At 68.2% G+C, this 14674-nt stretch carries 16 protein-coding genes; 7 read left to right on the plus strand and 9 right to left on the minus strand.

The window, feature by feature from the left end:
- Positions 1-76: 76 nt before the first annotated feature.
- The 3 genes from ACQ4L4_RS08635 to ACQ4L4_RS08645 form a co-directional block, all read right to left on the minus strand.
- Positions 77-751 (minus strand): hypothetical protein, encoded by a 675-nt coding sequence (locus ACQ4L4_RS08635; RefSeq protein ID WP_431103839.1) that lies wholly within the window; start codon positions 749-751, stop codon positions 77-79.
- A gap of 89 nt (positions 752-840) precedes the next feature.
- Positions 841-1899 (minus strand): glycosyltransferase family 9 protein, encoded by a 1059-nt coding sequence (locus tag ACQ4L4_RS08640; protein ID WP_431103840.1) that lies wholly within the window; start codon positions 1897-1899, stop codon positions 841-843.
- 87 nt (positions 1900-1986) lie between these two features.
- Positions 1987-2901 carry a YihY/virulence factor BrkB family protein gene (locus tag ACQ4L4_RS08645; protein WP_431103841.1) on the minus strand — a complete coding sequence of 305 codons (915 nt, stop codon included), beginning with the start codon at positions 2899-2901 and terminating at the stop codon, positions 1987-1989.
- A 132-nt stretch (positions 2902-3033) separates the two neighbouring features.
- Here ACQ4L4_RS08645 and ACQ4L4_RS08650 point away from each other — a divergent pair, with 132 nt between their 5' ends.
- Positions 3034-3375 (plus strand): PRC-barrel domain-containing protein, encoded by a 342-nt coding sequence (locus ACQ4L4_RS08650; protein WP_431103842.1) that lies wholly within the window; start codon positions 3034-3036, stop codon positions 3373-3375.
- 222 nt (positions 3376-3597) lie between these two features.
- Here ACQ4L4_RS08650 and ACQ4L4_RS08655 read toward each other — a convergent pair whose 3' ends face one another.
- Positions 3598-4053: a CBS domain-containing protein gene (locus ACQ4L4_RS08655; RefSeq protein WP_377154834.1), complete on the minus strand. Its 456-nt coding sequence runs from the start codon at positions 4051-4053 to the stop codon at positions 3598-3600.
- An 89-nt stretch (positions 4054-4142) separates the two neighbouring features.
- Between ACQ4L4_RS08655 and ACQ4L4_RS08660 the strand changes: the two genes are divergently transcribed.
- The 4 genes from ACQ4L4_RS08660 to ACQ4L4_RS08675 all read left to right on the plus strand — a co-directional run bounded on the left by ACQ4L4_RS08660 (position 4143) and on the right by ACQ4L4_RS08675 (position 7934).
- Positions 4143-5456: an O-acetylhomoserine aminocarboxypropyltransferase gene (locus tag ACQ4L4_RS08660; RefSeq protein WP_431103843.1), complete on the plus strand. Its 1314-nt coding sequence runs from the start codon at positions 4143-4145 to the stop codon at positions 5454-5456.
- Entirely contained in the window at positions 5453-6292 is an 840-nt protein-coding gene (locus ACQ4L4_RS08665) for an alpha/beta fold hydrolase (RefSeq protein ID WP_431103844.1), read from the plus strand. The genes ACQ4L4_RS08660 and ACQ4L4_RS08665 overlap by 4 nt, the downstream gene beginning before the upstream one ends.
- A 63-nt stretch (positions 6293-6355) precedes the next feature.
- Positions 6356-6715: an Mpo1-like protein gene (locus tag ACQ4L4_RS08670; protein ID WP_431103845.1), complete on the plus strand. Its 360-nt coding sequence runs from the start codon at positions 6356-6358 to the stop codon at positions 6713-6715.
- A 136-nt stretch (positions 6716-6851) separates the two neighbouring features.
- Positions 6852-7934 carry a hypothetical protein gene (locus ACQ4L4_RS08675; protein ID WP_431103846.1) on the plus strand — a complete coding sequence of 361 codons (1083 nt, stop codon included), beginning with the start codon at positions 6852-6854 and terminating at the stop codon, positions 7932-7934.
- Between the two features lie 33 nt (positions 7935-7967).
- Here the strand turns inward: ACQ4L4_RS08675 and ACQ4L4_RS08680 are convergent, their stop codons facing one another.
- Both ACQ4L4_RS08680 and ACQ4L4_RS08685 read right to left on the minus strand, forming a co-directional pair.
- Entirely contained in the window at positions 7968-8837 is an 870-nt protein-coding gene (locus ACQ4L4_RS08680) for an SDR family oxidoreductase (protein ID WP_431103847.1), read from the minus strand.
- Between the two features lie 76 nt (positions 8838-8913).
- On the minus strand, positions 8914-9846 hold the full coding sequence (locus ACQ4L4_RS08685) for an NADP-dependent oxidoreductase (RefSeq protein ID WP_431103848.1): 933 nt from the start codon (positions 9844-9846) through the stop codon (positions 8914-8916).
- Between the two features lie 106 nt (positions 9847-9952).
- Between ACQ4L4_RS08685 and ACQ4L4_RS08690 the strand changes: the two genes are divergently transcribed.
- Positions 9953-10936, plus strand: coding sequence for a LysR family transcriptional regulator (locus ACQ4L4_RS08690; protein ID WP_431103849.1), 984 nt, complete (start codon positions 9953-9955; stop codon positions 10934-10936).
- A 2-nt stretch (positions 10937-10938) separates the two neighbouring features.
- On the opposite strand, the gene ACQ4L4_RS08695 is transcribed toward ACQ4L4_RS08690, so the two are convergent.
- Genes ACQ4L4_RS08695 through kbl form a run of 3 tightly spaced genes read right to left on the minus strand, consistent with a single transcriptional unit; the run spans position 10939 to position 13905 of the window.
- Positions 10939-11634: a hypothetical protein gene (locus ACQ4L4_RS08695; protein WP_431103850.1), complete on the minus strand. Its 696-nt coding sequence runs from the start codon at positions 11632-11634 to the stop codon at positions 10939-10941.
- Positions 11635-11694: 60 nt separating this feature from the next.
- Positions 11695-12663: an NAD-dependent epimerase/dehydratase family protein gene (locus ACQ4L4_RS08700; RefSeq protein WP_431103851.1), complete on the minus strand. Its 969-nt coding sequence runs from the start codon at positions 12661-12663 to the stop codon at positions 11695-11697.
- A gap of 24 nt (positions 12664-12687) precedes the next feature.
- Positions 12688-13905, minus strand: a complete 1218-nt coding sequence (gene kbl / locus ACQ4L4_RS08705) for a glycine C-acetyltransferase (RefSeq protein ID WP_431103852.1) — start codon at positions 13903-13905, stop codon at positions 12688-12690.
- A gap of 177 nt (positions 13906-14082) precedes the next feature.
- Here kbl and ACQ4L4_RS08710 point away from each other — a divergent pair, with 177 nt between their 5' ends.
- Positions 14083-14661, plus strand: a complete 579-nt coding sequence (locus ACQ4L4_RS08710; protein WP_431103853.1) for a helix-turn-helix domain-containing protein — start codon at positions 14083-14085, stop codon at positions 14659-14661.
- Positions 14662-14674: the final 13 nt, after the last annotated feature.

Below are 14674 nucleotides of genomic sequence, written 5' to 3' on the forward strand. Positions count from 1 at the left end.
GTCCTGTGACGATTTCGTGGCCGCGACATGGGGCATGCGGGAGGTCCCGCGGAAGGTCCCGCAGGAGGTCAGGCGGTCAGAACAGCGCCGCACCCAATCCGAAACCGATCAGGCCGGCCAGTCCGGACTGGAGCGCCGATCCGAAGCCACCGCATCCATCGAAGGGCGAGAACACGCAGCGGTCCGCGAAGTTCATGCCATAAGGCGAGCAGAGCGGCGCAAAGGGCGGAACGTGCGGGTGGCGGAACCTGGGAGCGAACGAGCCGCAGCCGTAAGGATCGAAGCGCGTCCATCGGTTCGGCATGGCCCACTGATTCGGCATGGCCCATTCGCCGGACGCGCCAGACGGGTCCGGCACCGACCAGGGCGAGAACGAATGCTGCAACTGCTGCACTTGCCGGTAGGCCTGCTTCAGCTGTTGCTGGGCCGCTCGCAGTTGCTTCTGGGCCTGCAGCAGCTCGTGCCGGGCCTCCTTCTGCAGGGTCGGCGGCGCGGAGGGCTCCTGCTGTCCGGCAATCTGACGGCGGAATCCGGCCAGCAGGCGAGCCTGATCCTGGTGCTGCTTCGCCTTCAGCTCGCTGAGGAAGGCTTTCATCTCAGGGCTGTTCTTGTCGACCGCGTCCTTGCCGTCGTCCACCTCGGCGTCATCGGGCAGCTCGGTGATCTGGATCGAGGAGGGAAACATCGGCTCATCTGCGCCGCCGGGGAACGCCCGCGACGACGCCGAGGTCGATCCGAAATGGTTGTACATGGAATTCCTTTCGCTGAAGTGGCGCCACCCTTCGATCGGGGCTTGATCGGGGCTCGATCGCGATGTGTCGCTGCCGAACCCTCAGCGGTTCAGGAAAAGTTCATCTCGCGTCGCAAGGCCTCGCCGGGCAGCACGGCGGGCACCCGCGCCGCGGCGGCCACCGTCAGCGGCAGGTCGTCCGTGGCCACGACCACGCGGGCGCCGGCCGCCAGCGCGGCCAGTTCCCCGATCGAGACGGTCGGCAGCAAGACGTGGCCCCGCTGCGGCATCGTCGCGCGCAGTTCGGCCAGGGCCGCCTCTTCGCCGGGCAGCGCGCACAGCACGACCGCTGTGTCGTCCGCCCAGGCGTCGAGCAGCACGTCGGCCGCCGCCGCGAATGCCGCGGGCTGGCAGTGGCGCGCGCCGCCCCCGCCCGGGCACACCAGGACGTAGCGCTGACCAAAACGCAATCCCGCTTGCTGCAAGGCGTTCCGCATCTGGTGGGTGTCCTTGGGCAGCAGCCGCAGACGGGGGCGCTCGTCGGCGGTGCGCATGCCGACATGCGCCACCAGGGCGAGCTGACGCCGGGTGTCGTCGTCGCCGGCCGTGTCGTCCAGCAGTTCGTCGCTGAGCAGACCATGCGCCGGCTCGCGGACATGGGCCAGCGTCAAGGGGATGCCTGCCATGCGGCACAGCAGGGCCGCCGGCAACGCGCTCTGCGACGACGGCGAGAACAGCACGGCCGCATCGAAGTGGCTGCGGCGCAGCTTGCGCACGAGGTGCATCTCGGCGTCGCCGCGCATCGTCGACGGCTCCGCGTTCAGCGCGGCAGTGCCGCTGGCGGTCCAGGGCGCGTTGAAGGTGACGACCTCGTCCACCGCCTGCAGATGCGGCCGCAACGCCAGCGCCTCAGGCGCGGCGAGCAGGGTCGACTGCGTCCACGGCATCGTCTCGTGCACCGCCGCGAAGGACGCGGTGGAGGCCAGCACGCCCGCCACGCCGTCCAGGCGGACCAGCAGCACGCGACGCACGTTGCACCATCGGCGGTGACGCTCCTCGGCCTGCGTGTGCGCGTCCACCGGCAGCGCGTCCAGCGCGAGCACGCCCGCGTCGCCCGACTCCGGAGAGGTCGGCGGGCGGGCGCGCTGTTCGAGGGACGTCGCGATCATCCCGGCGATGTGGCAAGCGACGTGCCGGACGCAGATCGAGGATCGGCGCGGCTTGGCGCGTGATCGCGTGCTCTTGCCGGGCGCGCGTCAGCCCGGCGCCAGCGTGCGCGTGGCCGTCTCGGCGGCCTGGTCCCGCAGGCTGTGGCGTTTCGCGAATGCCCAGCTCAGTTCGGCGCCCATCAGGAAGACCTGGGTCGAGTAGTAGACCCACAGCATCATGACCACCAGCGAGGCCGCAGCGCCGTAGGCCGAGCTCACGCCGCTGCGGCCGATGTACAGCCCGATCAGCGTCTTGCCGAGGCTGAAGAGCGCCGACGTGATCAGCGCGCCGACCCAGACGTCGCGCCAGCGCACGGGGACGTCCGGCACCCACTTGTAGATGACGGCGAACATCACCGTGATCAGCGCGTAGGCGAGCGTGCCGTTCAGGATCTGCGCGAGCAGGACGAACTCGGTGCCCAGCCACGGCGTCCACCATTTGCTGATCGCGGCGAGCGCGGCGCTGGCCACCATCGAGATCATCGACAGGAAGCCCAGGCCGAGGATGAGGCCCAGCGACAGCAGACGCTTGCGCAGCAGCGTGACCAGCCCCTGCCACACCGGGCCGCTGCGCACGGTGGGCGCCTTCCAGATCCGGTTGAGCGAGTTCTGCAGTTCGGCGAAGACGGAGGTCGCCCCGACCAGCAGCACGATCGTGCCGATCGCGGCGGCCCAACCGCCCTGCTCCGGCCGGTTCACGCGCTTGAGCAGATCCTCGACCGCCATGGCGCCGTCGGTCCCGAGCAGGCCGGAGAGCTGCTCCATGACCTCGCCGCGCGCGGCCTGCTCGCCGAACACCAGGCCCGCCACGCTGATCACGATCAGCAGCAGCGGCGCGATCGAGAACAGCGTGTAGTACGCGAGCGCCGCGCCCATGCTGGGCGCGTTGTCGTCGCTCCAGCTTTGCGCGGCTTCGCTGACGATGTCGACGGCTTCCTGGACGGCGTGGGGCAGCTTGGGCATGCGGGGCGGCCGCGGTGGAGCGCGGCATTGAGGGCGGGAAGGATTTTCTTTGTCGAGGCAAGAGAAATTCCCGCGGGGACCGGCACGGCGATTGCCTCGAAGGTCTTATCCCAACCACCAGGAGACCCCCTCATGGCAAGCACCACCATCGCCTCGGATCGCGTCGAAGGCACCAAGGTCTACAACGGCAACGGCGACAAGCTCGGCTCGATCGACAACCTCGTGATCGACAAGCGCTCGGGCCTGGTCCGTTATGCGGCGCTGGAGTTCGGCGGCTTCCTGGGCATCGGCACCGACCGGTATCCGATCCCTTGGAACATGCTGAAGTACGACACCAGCCTGGATGGCTACGTCGTGCCGCTGCGCGAGGACCAGCTCGAGGAGGCGCCGCGCTACGCGCAGACCGACCGCCCCGAGTACTCCGACGAATATGGCCGCAAGGTCTATGACTACTACGGAGTGGCTTGGATGTGACGACGCTCGCCGCGGCGCCGATTTGGGCGCCCGGCGTTGTTGCAAATCCTCGCCATAGCTGGGCTATGGCTGCGGTTTGCGCCTAGCCGGGCATCCCAAATCGGCACCGCGTCGAACGTCGTCATCGAGCGTTGAAATCGAACCTGCAATGTCGAGCGTTGACATCGAACTTGCAATGAAGAACGCCCCGGAACTCCGGGGCGTTTTCAATTGAGCGGGCGATCAGGCGGCGGTGGCACCGTCCTCGGCCGGCCAGTCGCGGATGTAGGCCTTGAGCATGCGGTTCTCGAAGTCCTGCGCGTCGACGACCGTCTTGGCCACGTCGTAGAACGAGATCACGCCCATCAGCTGCCGGCCGTTGAGCACCGGCATGTAGCGCGCGTGACGGCCGAGCATCATGCGGCGGACCTCGTCGATCTCGGTCTCGGGCGTGCAGGTCAGCGGCGCGTCGTCCATGACGCTGCGCACCAGCCGGGTCCCGACGCTGCCGCCGTTGCCGACCACCGCCTGGATGACCTCGCGGAAGGTCAGCATGCCGACCAGATCGCCGAACTCCATCACCACCAGCGACCCGATGTCGCGCTCGGCCATGGTCTCCGCGGCCTGGGCCAGCGGAGTGTCGGGAGAGACGGTGAAGAGCGTGCTGCCCTTGACGCGCAGGATGTCGGAGACTTTCATGGACGTGGGAGAAAAAGCTTGGCTGGCAACATAGCACACAATGCCCGGCGCCAGACACGACTGGACACCATAACAAGCAGGAGACACCCATGTCAGGTCCATCCGACCCGGGCTTTGATACCTTGGCGCTACACGCCGGGGCCGCGCCCGACCCCACCACCGGCGCCCGCGCCGTACCGCTGCATCTGACGACCTCGTTCGTGTTCGAGAGCGCCGAGCAGGCCGCGGGCCTGTTCAACATGGAACGCAGCGGGCATGTGTACTCGCGGCTGTCGAACCCGACGACGGCCGTGCTGGAGGAACGCATCGCCGCCCTGGACGGCGGCATCGGCGGCCTGGCCACCGCCAGCGGCCAGGCCGCCCTGCACCTCGCGATCGCGACGATCGCGGCGGCCGGCGACCACATCGTGGCGTCGAGCGCGCTGTACGGCGGTTCGCACAATCTGCTGCACTACACGCTGAAGCGCTTCGGCATCGAGACGAGCTTCGTGCGGCCCGGCGACCTGGACGCCTGGCGCGCGGCGATCCGACCGCAGACGAAGCTGCTGCTGGGCGAGAGCCTGGGCAACCCCGGCCTCGACGTGCTGGACATCCCGTCGATCGCGCAGATCGCGCATGAGGCGCACCGGCCGCTGCTGGTCGACGCGACCTTCGCGACGCCGTATCTGCAGCAGCCGATCGCGCTGGGGGCGGACCTCGTCTACCACTCGGCCACCAAGTTCCTGTGCGGGCACGGGACCGTCGTGGGCGGACTGCTGGTCGACGGCGGTCGCTTCGACTGGGACCGCGCCCATGCGGCGAGCGGCGAGCGTCGCCGTTTCTCCGAGCTCTGCGAGCCGTACGACGGCTTCCACGGCATGGTGTTCTCCGAGGAAAGCACCGTCGGCGCCTTCCTGCTGCGCGCGCGTCGCGAGGGCCTGCGCGACTTCGGCGCCTGCATGAGCCCGCACACCGCCTGGCTCATCCTGCAGGGCATCGAGACACTGCCGCTGCGGATGCAGCGCCATGTGAGCAACGCGCAGAAGATCGCGGAGTTCCTCGAGACACAGGACATCGTCGAGCGCGTGAACTACCCCGGACTGGCTTCGCATCGCGATCACGCGCTGGCGCGCAAGCTGCTGCCCAAGGGGAGCGGCGCCGTCTTCAGCTTCGACTTGAAGGGCGGACGCGAGCCGGGCCGGCGCTTCATCGAATCGCTGCGGCTGTTCTCGCATCTGGCGAATGTCGGCGATGCCCGCTCGCTGGTCATCCATCCTGCGTCGACGACGCATTTCCGGATGGACGACGCGGCGCTCGCGGCGTCGGGCATCCGGGCCGGGACGATCCGCCTGTCCATCGGACTGGAAGATCCCGACGACCTGATCGCCGATCTGAAAACCGCGTTGAAGGTGGCGTCGAAATGAGTGCAAAGCAGCTCAAGGTCCAAGGCCGGTCGGCCTATGCGTACACCGGCGGCAAGCGTTTCGACGCGACCCTGCCGTGTGTCGTGTTCATCCACGGCGCGCTGCACGACCACAGCGTATGGACGCTGCTGGCGCGCCACTTCGCCCATCACGGCCACGGCGTGCTGGCGGTCGACCTGCCCGGGCACGGCCGCAGCGAAGGCCCCGCGCTGGACGACGTGGAGGCGCTCGGTGACTGGATCAACGAGGTGCTCGACGCCGCCGGCGTCGGCGCGCCGGGCACGAACGGCACGGTGTCGCTGGTCGGTCACTCGATGGGCTCGCTGATCGCGCTCGAAGCCGCGGCGCGGCGCCCGGCGCGCGTGTCGCGGCTGGTGATGGTCGGCACCGCGTGGCCGATGAAGGTCTCGGACGCGCTGCTGAGCACCTCGCGCGAACGGCCGCGGGCGGCGATGGCGATGGTCAACGCGTTCTCGCACTCGACGACGGCGGGCAAGCCCTCTTATCCCGGACCGGGCGCGTGGATGCACGGCGGCAACCTGGCGCTCATGGAGCGCATGCAGGACGGCTACGGCGAGCACGGCAATCTCTTCGAGCACGACTTCCTGGTCTGCGATCGCTACCAGCGCGCGCCGGAGGCTGTCGCGCAAGTCACCGCGGCCGGCATCCGGTCGGAGATGATCCTCGGCGCGAAAGACACGATGACGCCGCCGAAGGCGGCAAAGCAGCTGGCCGAGATGCTCGGCGCGCGCGTGCAGACCTTGCCGGCCGGGCATTCACTGATGACCGAGGCGCCGGAGGGGATGTTGAATGCATTGAAGGCGGCGCTGGTCTGAGCGCCGTACGGTGACGACCTCAGCCAAGCAGACGGCCCGCGAGGGCCGCGCCAGGAGACGACCATGAGCACCAGCCCCCTGCCCCACGCGCCCCAGGATTCGGACCCGAACGCCGACCGCGTGAAGGCGATGCGAAGCTTCGCCGAGTTCTATCCGTTCTACCTCGGCGAGCACCGCAACCGGACCTGCCGGCGGCTGCACTTCGTCGGCTCGACGCTGGGGCTGCTGTGCCTGGCCTACGCGCTGGCGACGCAGACGTGGAGCTTCGTGCTCATCGGCCTGCTGTGCGGCTACGCGTTCGCGTGGATCGGGCACTTCGGCTTCGAGAAGAACCGGCCCGCGTCGTTCAAGCGGCCGCTGTACAGCTTCATGGGCGATTGGGTCATGTACAAGGACATCTGGATCGGAAAGATCCGGTTCTGATGGGGGGCCGGACACCGCCTCGTTCCGGATCGTCCCAGGCACCCGAACCCACGCTGGACTTGGTTGACAAAGAACCCTTCCATTCGCCGTGTCGCGAGTGGAGGTTCGAATCGAGGTCAACCAGGACAGGCCAATGATGAAGACGACGAACGCGCACGACGGCGCGGCGCAGGGATTGAGTGCGTTTGCTGAGTTTCATGCCGCCACGGAGACAGCGGCGCAGGATGCGGCCTCTGGTACCGAGCGCTCTTTGGTTGAGTTGCCCCCGGAGTTGCTCGAAAGGATCGGCAGCCATCTCGGCGCAAAGGATCTTGTCGCACTCACCCGCACAGGGTCCAGACACATCGCCGCTTCCTTCGCCTACCAGCTGAACCAGGCGCGCACGCTCGACGCTGTGAGAAAAGCGTGCGAACGCTCCACCGACCTCGCCGTGTTGACCTCATCGATCCAGGGTTTGCGGCCCGCGCATCAGGTCGACGCCCTGCAGCAGTGGGCGACGCGCCTCCGCGAATTGCCTGCGGTGCGGCGGTCCGACCGCGTCGCCGACTTTTACGCTGTCGTCGCCTCCTTGCCTCACATCGCGGACCAGCCCCCGTTGGCCCTGAAATTGAGACTGGCATGTCATGACAGCGCCTGGTCCGCCGTGGAAGCAGGAGAAAGCGAGGAGGCGGTCGCCGCCGCCTTCCAACTGTCGTCGCCTCGAGAGATGAAGCGATTGGCATGGACCGTCGCTCACAAGGAGGCAAGCGCACTCGTGGGCGCTGGCGCTTCAGTCGCCGATACCGCCACCGCCTTCGATCTGGACAGGAGGGGCTACGACTATCTGGCGCATCGATCCGTCGACGGACCTGCCGGGGCCGCCGTGCTGGCGGGGCAACGCGTTCAGGAGGTGTATCAGTCCGGCAGCTTCTTCAGCAACAAGCGCCGGGGATATCAATTTCATTTCAGTGAAGGTGCCATCCGCAGGCTGGACCAGATGGTTTTCGATGGGCCAGCCAGCCAGGCCGTCCTGGCGGGCGAGAGGGTGGTGGATGTCTTCCTCCGCCATGGCTTCAGCAACGTCAGCTACCACTTCCGATTGCAGGAGTTGGCCTGCCATGGTCCTGCCGGTGCCGCCGTCAAGGCGGGAGAAGATGTGGACGCGGTCGCCACGCGATATGGCATCAACGCCCCGAGTTACCTCCGTCGCTGGGCACAGGAATCCGGCGAGTCGTCTTGACGACGACTTGCCTGGATTCCCTGCGCGCCGGCGTCACGCCGCGCCAGCGAGTTCTCCGATCAGCGCCTCGTAGCGGCGCAACGGTCGACGCAGCAGGGTCTCCAGGCGCTGGACGGTGCTGGCGGCCGGCTTCATGCCGTGCTGCTGGATGCGGGCCATCATCAACCGCATGTCGTAGGCCATCCAGGACGGCGCCGCGTTGGCCAGTTGGGCCTCGAAGGCCGCCAGGTCGTCGCCGCCGTAGCGGATCTCCCGCTGCAGCACGCGGCTCCAGGCTTCGGCGACCGACGCGCCCGACAGTTCCTCCGGACCCACGACGTCGAGCACCACACGCGGCAGCGGTCCGGGCGCCGCATCACGGCGCAGCAGTTCCGCGACGGCGACATCCGCCAGATCGCGCGTGTCGATCATCGCCACGCCCGCGGTGCCGATGGGCATCGGATAGACGCCGTAGCCTTCGATCACCGATTGCACCTGCTGATCGTTCTGCATGAAGTAGGCCGGGCGCAGCACCGTCACGGGCAGGTCCAGGCTCTCGATCATCCGCTCCACCGTGTGCTTGCCGGTGAAGTGCGGCACGTCGGTGAACCGGTCCGCGTGGATCACGGACAGGTAGACGATGCGCTCGATGCCGGCCTCCCGCGCCAGGCTCAGCGTCTGCAGGCCTTGCGTGACTTCGTCCGGCGTGACCGCGTTGAGCAGGAACAGCGTGCGCACGCCCGACAGCGCGTGGCGCATCGACGGGATGTCGGACATGTCGGCGACGACCTCGGCGACGCCGTCCGGCAACTGCGCCTTGCCCGACTTGCGGACCAGTGCCTTGACGGAAGCGCCTTCGCGCGCAAGAGCTTGGACGACGAGGGAACCGATGGTGCCGCTGGCACCGGTGACGAGGATGCTCATGGGGGACTCCTTGTGTGGGGATGGTGGGTGGTGAAAGGGAACGGGGGAACGGGATAACGGGCTGACGGGGAATCGATCAGGCGCTGAAGTCGACAACGGCCTTGCCGTGGATGGCGCCAGTGCGGTGGCGCTCGATGGCGGCGGGCAGCGCCGTGAAGGGCACGACCTCGCCGACGCGGGCCTGCAGCTCGCCCCTGGCGACCTGCTGCGCGACGTGCTCCAGCAGCGCCGCGTCGGGCTTCATGACGAACCACAGGCCTCGCAGGCCTGACGGCGTGCTGGCCAGGATCCCGGGCGACGAGGTGCCGACGACGACACCGTTGCGGGACAAGACCTGCCACGTGCGGTCGAGCACGTCGCCGCCGACGTAGTCGAGCACCAGGTCGATGTCGCGCACCACCGATTCGAAGCGCTCCGTCCGGTAGTCGATGACCTGGTCAGCGCCGAGCGCGCGGACCGCGTCGATGTCGTCGCTGGCGGCGGTCGCGATGACATGAGCGCCGGCCCGCTTCGCGAACTGGACTGCGAAGCGACCCAGTCCACCGGCCGCGCCATGCACTAGCACGCGTTGGGACGGCCAGAGGGGGCCGGCGAAGTGCAGGCTCTGCCAGGCGGCCAAAACGGCGACGGGCAGCGACGCGGCGGTCAGGTCATCGAGCACTTCGGGCGTCGGCGCCAGATTCGCCTCGTTCACGGCGACCAGTTCGGCGTAGGCGCCCAGAGCGCCGAGCGGCCCCATCACACGGTCGCCGACCTGGAAGCGCGACACGCCGGGGCCGACGGCCTCGACAACGCCGGCCAGTTCGATGCCAAGCACCGCCGGCAAGGCGATCGGAAAGGCGTCGCGGACGTAGCCCTCGCGCACCTTCCAGTCGAGGGCGTTGAGGCCGGCGGCCCGAACGCGCACCAGCACTTGGCCGGCCTGCGCGACCGGGGCGGCGATCGTGGACATCGTGGTGGCCTCGGCGCCGCCGTAGGCATTCAGGGTCAGGGCTTGCACGGTGGTCATGGTTCAGTTCCTTCCATCGGTGGGTGGCGATGGATGAACGATAGGCCGTTGCATTCGATAAACACAGACGCCAAAATCGATACCGTCTGTCTCATTGGTGGAACACATGGACCTGAACGCACTGGCGGACTTCAATCTGGTCGCGACGCATGGAGGCTTCGGGCGGGCGAGCCGCGCCAGCCGCCGCTCGAAGGCGACCCTGTCGCGTCGCGTCGCGGATCTGGAGGAGCAGCTCGGCGTGCGCCTCATCGAGCGCAGCGCGACGGGGCTGGAGCTGACGGAAGCGGGTCAGGCCTTGCTCAGCCGGACGGAAGGTCCGATGAACGAGGTGGCCGACGCCTTCGCGTCCACGCGCGAGGGCGCGGATCAGGTCCGCGGGCAATTGCGGGTCGCCGCGCCGCTGCTGTTCTCGCAGCTCGCGATGGGACGCCTGAGTGCCGAGTTCCGCGCGCTCCACCCCGGCGTGACCGTCGAGGTCGTCGGTGAGGACCGGGTGGTGAACCTCGTCGATGAACGGTTCGACGTGGCGATCCGGCCCAACCCGCGCATGGACACCGCGCTCGTGGGACGCTGCTTCGCGAAGGACCGGATGGTGGTCGTCGCGGCGCCATCGTTCGCGATGCCTGCATCCAGCAGGCCCGCCTCAGGCAAGACGGTCTCTCGCAGGTCCGCCGCAGGCAAGGCGCCTTCGGGCGAGGCAGTTTCGAGCGAAACCGTGGTGGAGGTGCCCGCGGTGGATTTGCCCGCAGTGGAGGTGCCCGCGGTAGTCAGCGCGACCCGGGAGGGCGAGGTCTGGGAACTCGATGGCGGCGCGCTGAGGCTCGCACCAAGACCGGTGCTGCGGCTGTCGTCGATGCTGATGGTGAGGGACGCCACGCTCGCAGGCGCGGGCGTCGCGCTGCTGCCTCAATCCATCGTCTGGAGCCAGCTCACGCGCGGCGAACTCGTCCAATGGGGCGCGGTGAGCGGCAAGGAGGTCGAGCTGTGGGTGCTGCACACCTCGCGCCGGCTCGCGAGTCCCAAGGTCAAGGCGTTTGTGGACTTCATGTGCGCCAGGTATCCGGAGGGCGTGCTGACCTTGACCGGCTGAAGTCAGGGCGTCGCCATGACAGGCAACAACGCCTTCGCCGCCTCGATCCTCAGCGCCATCGGTACGGTCGCATCGTTCATCACCTGCAGCAGGAAGGCGCGGGGATCGCTGAAGCCGGTGGCGAGCGCGTAAGAAGACGCTGGGCCGGAGGCGTCCGGCGTCGACGACGCGGTTGCCGGTGCCAGGTCTTGCGGGAGCGTCGGCGCGAGCTGCCCCATCGCCACCGCCCACTCCTGCGGGGTGATGCTCTTCAACGTCTTCAGCAGGTCCGCCTGCCCTTCGACGCCCGGCGGGATGTCGAGCCAGGTCGCCTCGACGAACACCGGCGCCAGGTCCGGCGCGACGAACGCGGACCATTGGCCTTCCTTGACCTCGGCCGGCACCGCCGGAGGCTCCGTCAGGCATCGGATGCGCGGCGCAGCCACGTCGCTGAGGTAGCGCGCCGTCAATCCGTCGAAGAACGCCCTCGCCTCGTCCGGCGAACAGCCCTGCTGCAGCGAGAACCACAGCTGATAGCTGTTCTCCCCCGCGATGGCGATGCCCGGCGCGGGCAGCGACAGATCGAGCTGCACACCGCGCCAGACGGCGCCGAGCAGGTCCCAATCCGAGGGGCGCCCGACGTCGAGCACGAGCGCGCGCACCGATCCGTCAGGACCGGCGGCGTAGAGACGTTGGAATTCAGCGGTGAGTCGGGACACTTGGATGAACTGGACTGAAGGAATCAGCCCCGAACTCTACGTCCTTGTCCGCCTGACCGCTCAGCCTTGCGCCGACGGCGGAGCCTGCTCCGCCTGCGCCTTCAGCGACGCCAGCATGTCATCCGCCATCGCGTCCAGGTCGTAGCCGAGCTTCCAGCCCCAGTCGCGCTGCGCGACCGAGTCGTCGATGGACTGCGGCCAGCTGGCCGCGATGTTCTGGCGGAAGTCCGGCGCGTAGTCGATCTCGAAGCCAGCGATCCGGCGGCGGATGGACGCGGCGATCTGCTCCGGCGTGAAGCTCACGCCCGCCAGGTTGTAGCTGCCCCATTCGGTGATGCGCTCCGCCGGCGCTTCCATCAGCTCCAGCGTCGCGCGCAGCGCGTCGGGCATGTACATCATCGGCAGCGCCTGGTCTCCCTTCAGGAAGCAGGTGTAGCGGCCGCGCTTGAGCGCCTCGTGGAAGATCTCGACCGCGTAGTCGGTCGTGCCGCCGCCCGGCGGCGTCTTCCAGCTGATCAGGCCCGGGTAGCGCAGGCTGCGCACGTCCACGCCGTGGTTGGCGTGGTACCAGCGGCACCAGCCCTCGCCCGCCAGCTTGGAGATGCCGTAGATCGTCGTCGGGTCCATCACCGTCGTCTGCGGCGTGTCGCGCTTGGGCGTCTGCGGACCGAAGGCCGCGATCGAGCTCGGCCAGAACACGCGCTCCAGCTTCACCGTGCGCGCCAGCTCCAGCACGTTGAGCAGGCCCTTCATGTTCAGGTCCCAGGCCCACATCGGGTGCTTCTCGCCGGTGGCCGACAGGGCCGCCGCCAGGTGGTAGACCTGCGTGATGCCGTGGCGCTTGACCACCGCCGCCAGCGCGGCCGCGTCCGTCACGTCCAGCATCTCGTGCGTCAGCTGCGGCACGCGGCCTTGCGGCGCCACGTCGCTGGTGATCACGTTGGCGTTGCCGTGGCGCTTGGCGAGTTCCACCGCCAGTTCGGAACCGATCTGGCCGTTCGCGCCGATCAACAGGATCTTCGTCGTCATGGGATCTTCTTCTAACGCTGCTTCTTACTTCACCAGGCCCAGCTCGCGGCCCGCCTGCGCGAACGCGGCCACCGCCTTCTCCAGATGCTCGCGCTCATGCACGGCGGAGATCTGCACTCTCACTCTGGCCTGCTCCTTCGGCACCACCGGGTAGAAGAAGCCGACCGCGTAGACGCCCAGCTCCAGCAGGCGCGCGCTCAGCTGCTGGGCCTTGACCGCGTCGAACAGCATCACCGGCACGATCGGATGCGTGCCCGGCTTGATCTGGAAACCGGCCTGCTGGATCGCCTCACGGAAGTAGGTCGTGTTGGCCTCGAGCTTGTCGCGCAGCGCGGTGCTGCCTTCCAGCAGGTCCAGCACGGCGATCGATGCGCCGACGATGCTCGGCGCCACGGTGTTGGAGAACAGGTAGGGGCGCGAACGCTGGCGCAGCAGCTCGATCACTTCCTTGCGGCCGGTCGTGAAACCGCCGGACGCGCCGCCCAGCGCCTTGCCCAGGGTGCCGGTGATGATGTCGACCTTGCCGAACACGCCGCGGTGTTCATGCGTGCCGCGGCCGGTCTTGCCCATGAAGCCGCTGGCGTGGCACTCGTCGATCGCGAGCAGCGCGCCGAAGCGGTTGGTGATCTCGCGGATCCTGTCGAGCTGCGCGATCGTGCCGTCCATCGAGAACACGCCGTCGGTGAAGACCATGACGTGGCGGGCGCCGGCGGCGCGCGCGGCCGTCAGCTGCGCCTCCAGGTCGACCATGTCGTTGTGCTTGTAGCGGAAGCGCTTGGCCTTGCACAGGCGGATGCCGTCGATGATGGAGGCGTGGTTCAGCTCGTCGCTGATGATCGCGTCCTGCTCGCCCAGCAGCGGTTCGAACAGACCGCCGTTGGCGTCGAAGGCGGCCGCGTACAGGATCGTGTCCTCGGTGCCGAGGAAACGCGCCAGGCGCTGCTCGAGTTCCTTGTGGATGTCCTGCGTCCCGCAGATGAAGCGCACCGACGACAGCCCGTAGCCGTGGGTGCGCAGCGCCTCATGCGCGGCTTCCACGACCTTCGGATGCGAGGACAGGCCCAGGTAGTTGTTGGCGCACAGGTTGAGCACCTCGCGACCGTCGTTCGTCTTCACGATCGCGCCCTGCGGGCCCGTGATGATGCGCTCGCTCTTGTAGAGGCCGGCGTCGCGGATGCCTTGCAGTTCGTTCTGCAGGTGGCGATAGAAGTCGTCGGTGGACGGGGGGACGATGTTGGTCATGCGGTGCTCCTGCGGCACAATCCGTTAAATCGAACGTGTTCGTTATATCGAACAGCCGTGCAGTATCAAGGAAGCACCGCAGCCGGTCAAGGCGTCGGCGCTTGCCGGAACGCTACCCGAGTTCCCCCGTTTCCCTGAATGTCCCGAACGCTCGCCGCCCTTTTGCCCAAGCCGCCGATGTCCGCCACTCCCTCCGAAAAACTGGAACCACCGCGCGTCGGTGCGACCTTGCAGACGCTGCGGCAATCGCAGGGCCTGTCGCTGGACGAGCTCTCGCGAAGAGCGGGCGTGTCCAAGTCGATGCTCTCGCAGATCGAGCGCAACCAGGCCAATCCCACGGTGGCGGTGGTGTGGCGGCTGGCCAATGCGCTGCGGGTGGAGTTGTCCGAGCTGCTGGGCGGCGAAAGACCCGCCGCGCCGCCGATCGAGATCGTCGCGTCGCACGGGACGCCCGGGCTGTCGAGCCCAGACGGCCTGTGCCGGCTGCGGATCCTCGGTCCCATCGACCTGGCCGGCAACTTCGAGTGGTACGAACTGACCGTGCAACCGGGCGGCGCGCTGGAGTCCGCGGCGCATGAGCCCGGCTCCCGCGAACACCTGAGCGTGCTGGGCGGTGAACTCGAAGTGACGGCCGGCGGCAGCCGCCAGATGGTCAAGACCGGCGAGACCGCGCGCTACGCGGTCGACGGCGCGCACGCCATCCGCAACCTGTCGAAGAAAGCGGCGACGGCGCTGCTGGTCGTGCTGCACGCCTGACGCAACGGGTCTA

Source organism: Roseateles noduli, assembly GCF_050626985.1.
GTDB lineage: Bacteria > Pseudomonadota > Gammaproteobacteria > Burkholderiales > Burkholderiaceae_C > Roseateles > Roseateles noduli_A.

Bases quoted from the DNA above. Each gene is read 5' to 3' on its own strand.
- ACQ4L4_RS08650 (WP_431103842.1), top strand. From the start codon at position 3,034: ATGGCAAGCACCACCATCGCCTCGGATCGCGTCGAAGGCACCAAGGTC.
- ACQ4L4_RS08685 (WP_431103848.1), bottom strand. From the start codon at position 9,846: ATGACCACCGTGCAAGCCCTGACCCTGAATGCCTACGGCGGCGCCGAG.
- ACQ4L4_RS08640 (WP_431103840.1), bottom strand. From the start codon at position 1,899: ATGATCGCGACGTCCCTCGAACAGCGCGCCCGCCCGCCGACCTCTCCG.
- ACQ4L4_RS08710 (WP_431103853.1), top strand. From the start codon at position 14,083: ATGTCCGCCACTCCCTCCGAAAAACTGGAACCACCGCGCGTCGGTGCG.
- ACQ4L4_RS08675 (WP_431103846.1), top strand. From the start codon at position 6,852: ATGAAGACGACGAACGCGCACGACGGCGCGGCGCAGGGATTGAGTGCG.
- ACQ4L4_RS08690 (WP_431103849.1), top strand. From the start codon at position 9,953: ATGGACCTGAACGCACTGGCGGACTTCAATCTGGTCGCGACGCATGGA.
- kbl (WP_431103852.1), bottom strand. From the start codon at position 13,905: ATGACCAACATCGTCCCCCCGTCCACCGACGACTTCTATCGCCACCTG.
- ACQ4L4_RS08665 (WP_431103844.1), top strand. From the start codon at position 5,453: ATGAGTGCAAAGCAGCTCAAGGTCCAAGGCCGGTCGGCCTATGCGTAC.
- ACQ4L4_RS08645 (WP_431103841.1), bottom strand. From the start codon at position 2,901: ATGCCCAAGCTGCCCCACGCCGTCCAGGAAGCCGTCGACATCGTCAGC.
- ACQ4L4_RS08670 (WP_431103845.1), top strand. From the start codon at position 6,356: ATGAGCACCAGCCCCCTGCCCCACGCGCCCCAGGATTCGGACCCGAAC.
- ACQ4L4_RS08680 (WP_431103847.1), bottom strand. From the start codon at position 8,837: ATGAGCATCCTCGTCACCGGTGCCAGCGGCACCATCGGTTCCCTCGTC.
- ACQ4L4_RS08660 (WP_431103843.1), top strand. From the start codon at position 4,143: ATGTCAGGTCCATCCGACCCGGGCTTTGATACCTTGGCGCTACACGCC.
- ACQ4L4_RS08655 (WP_377154834.1), bottom strand. From the start codon at position 4,053: ATGAAAGTCTCCGACATCCTGCGCGTCAAGGGCAGCACGCTCTTCACC.
- ACQ4L4_RS08700 (WP_431103851.1), bottom strand. From the start codon at position 12,663: ATGACGACGAAGATCCTGTTGATCGGCGCGAACGGCCAGATCGGTTCC.
- ACQ4L4_RS08635 (WP_431103839.1), bottom strand. From the start codon at position 751: ATGTACAACCATTTCGGATCGACCTCGGCGTCGTCGCGGGCGTTCCCC.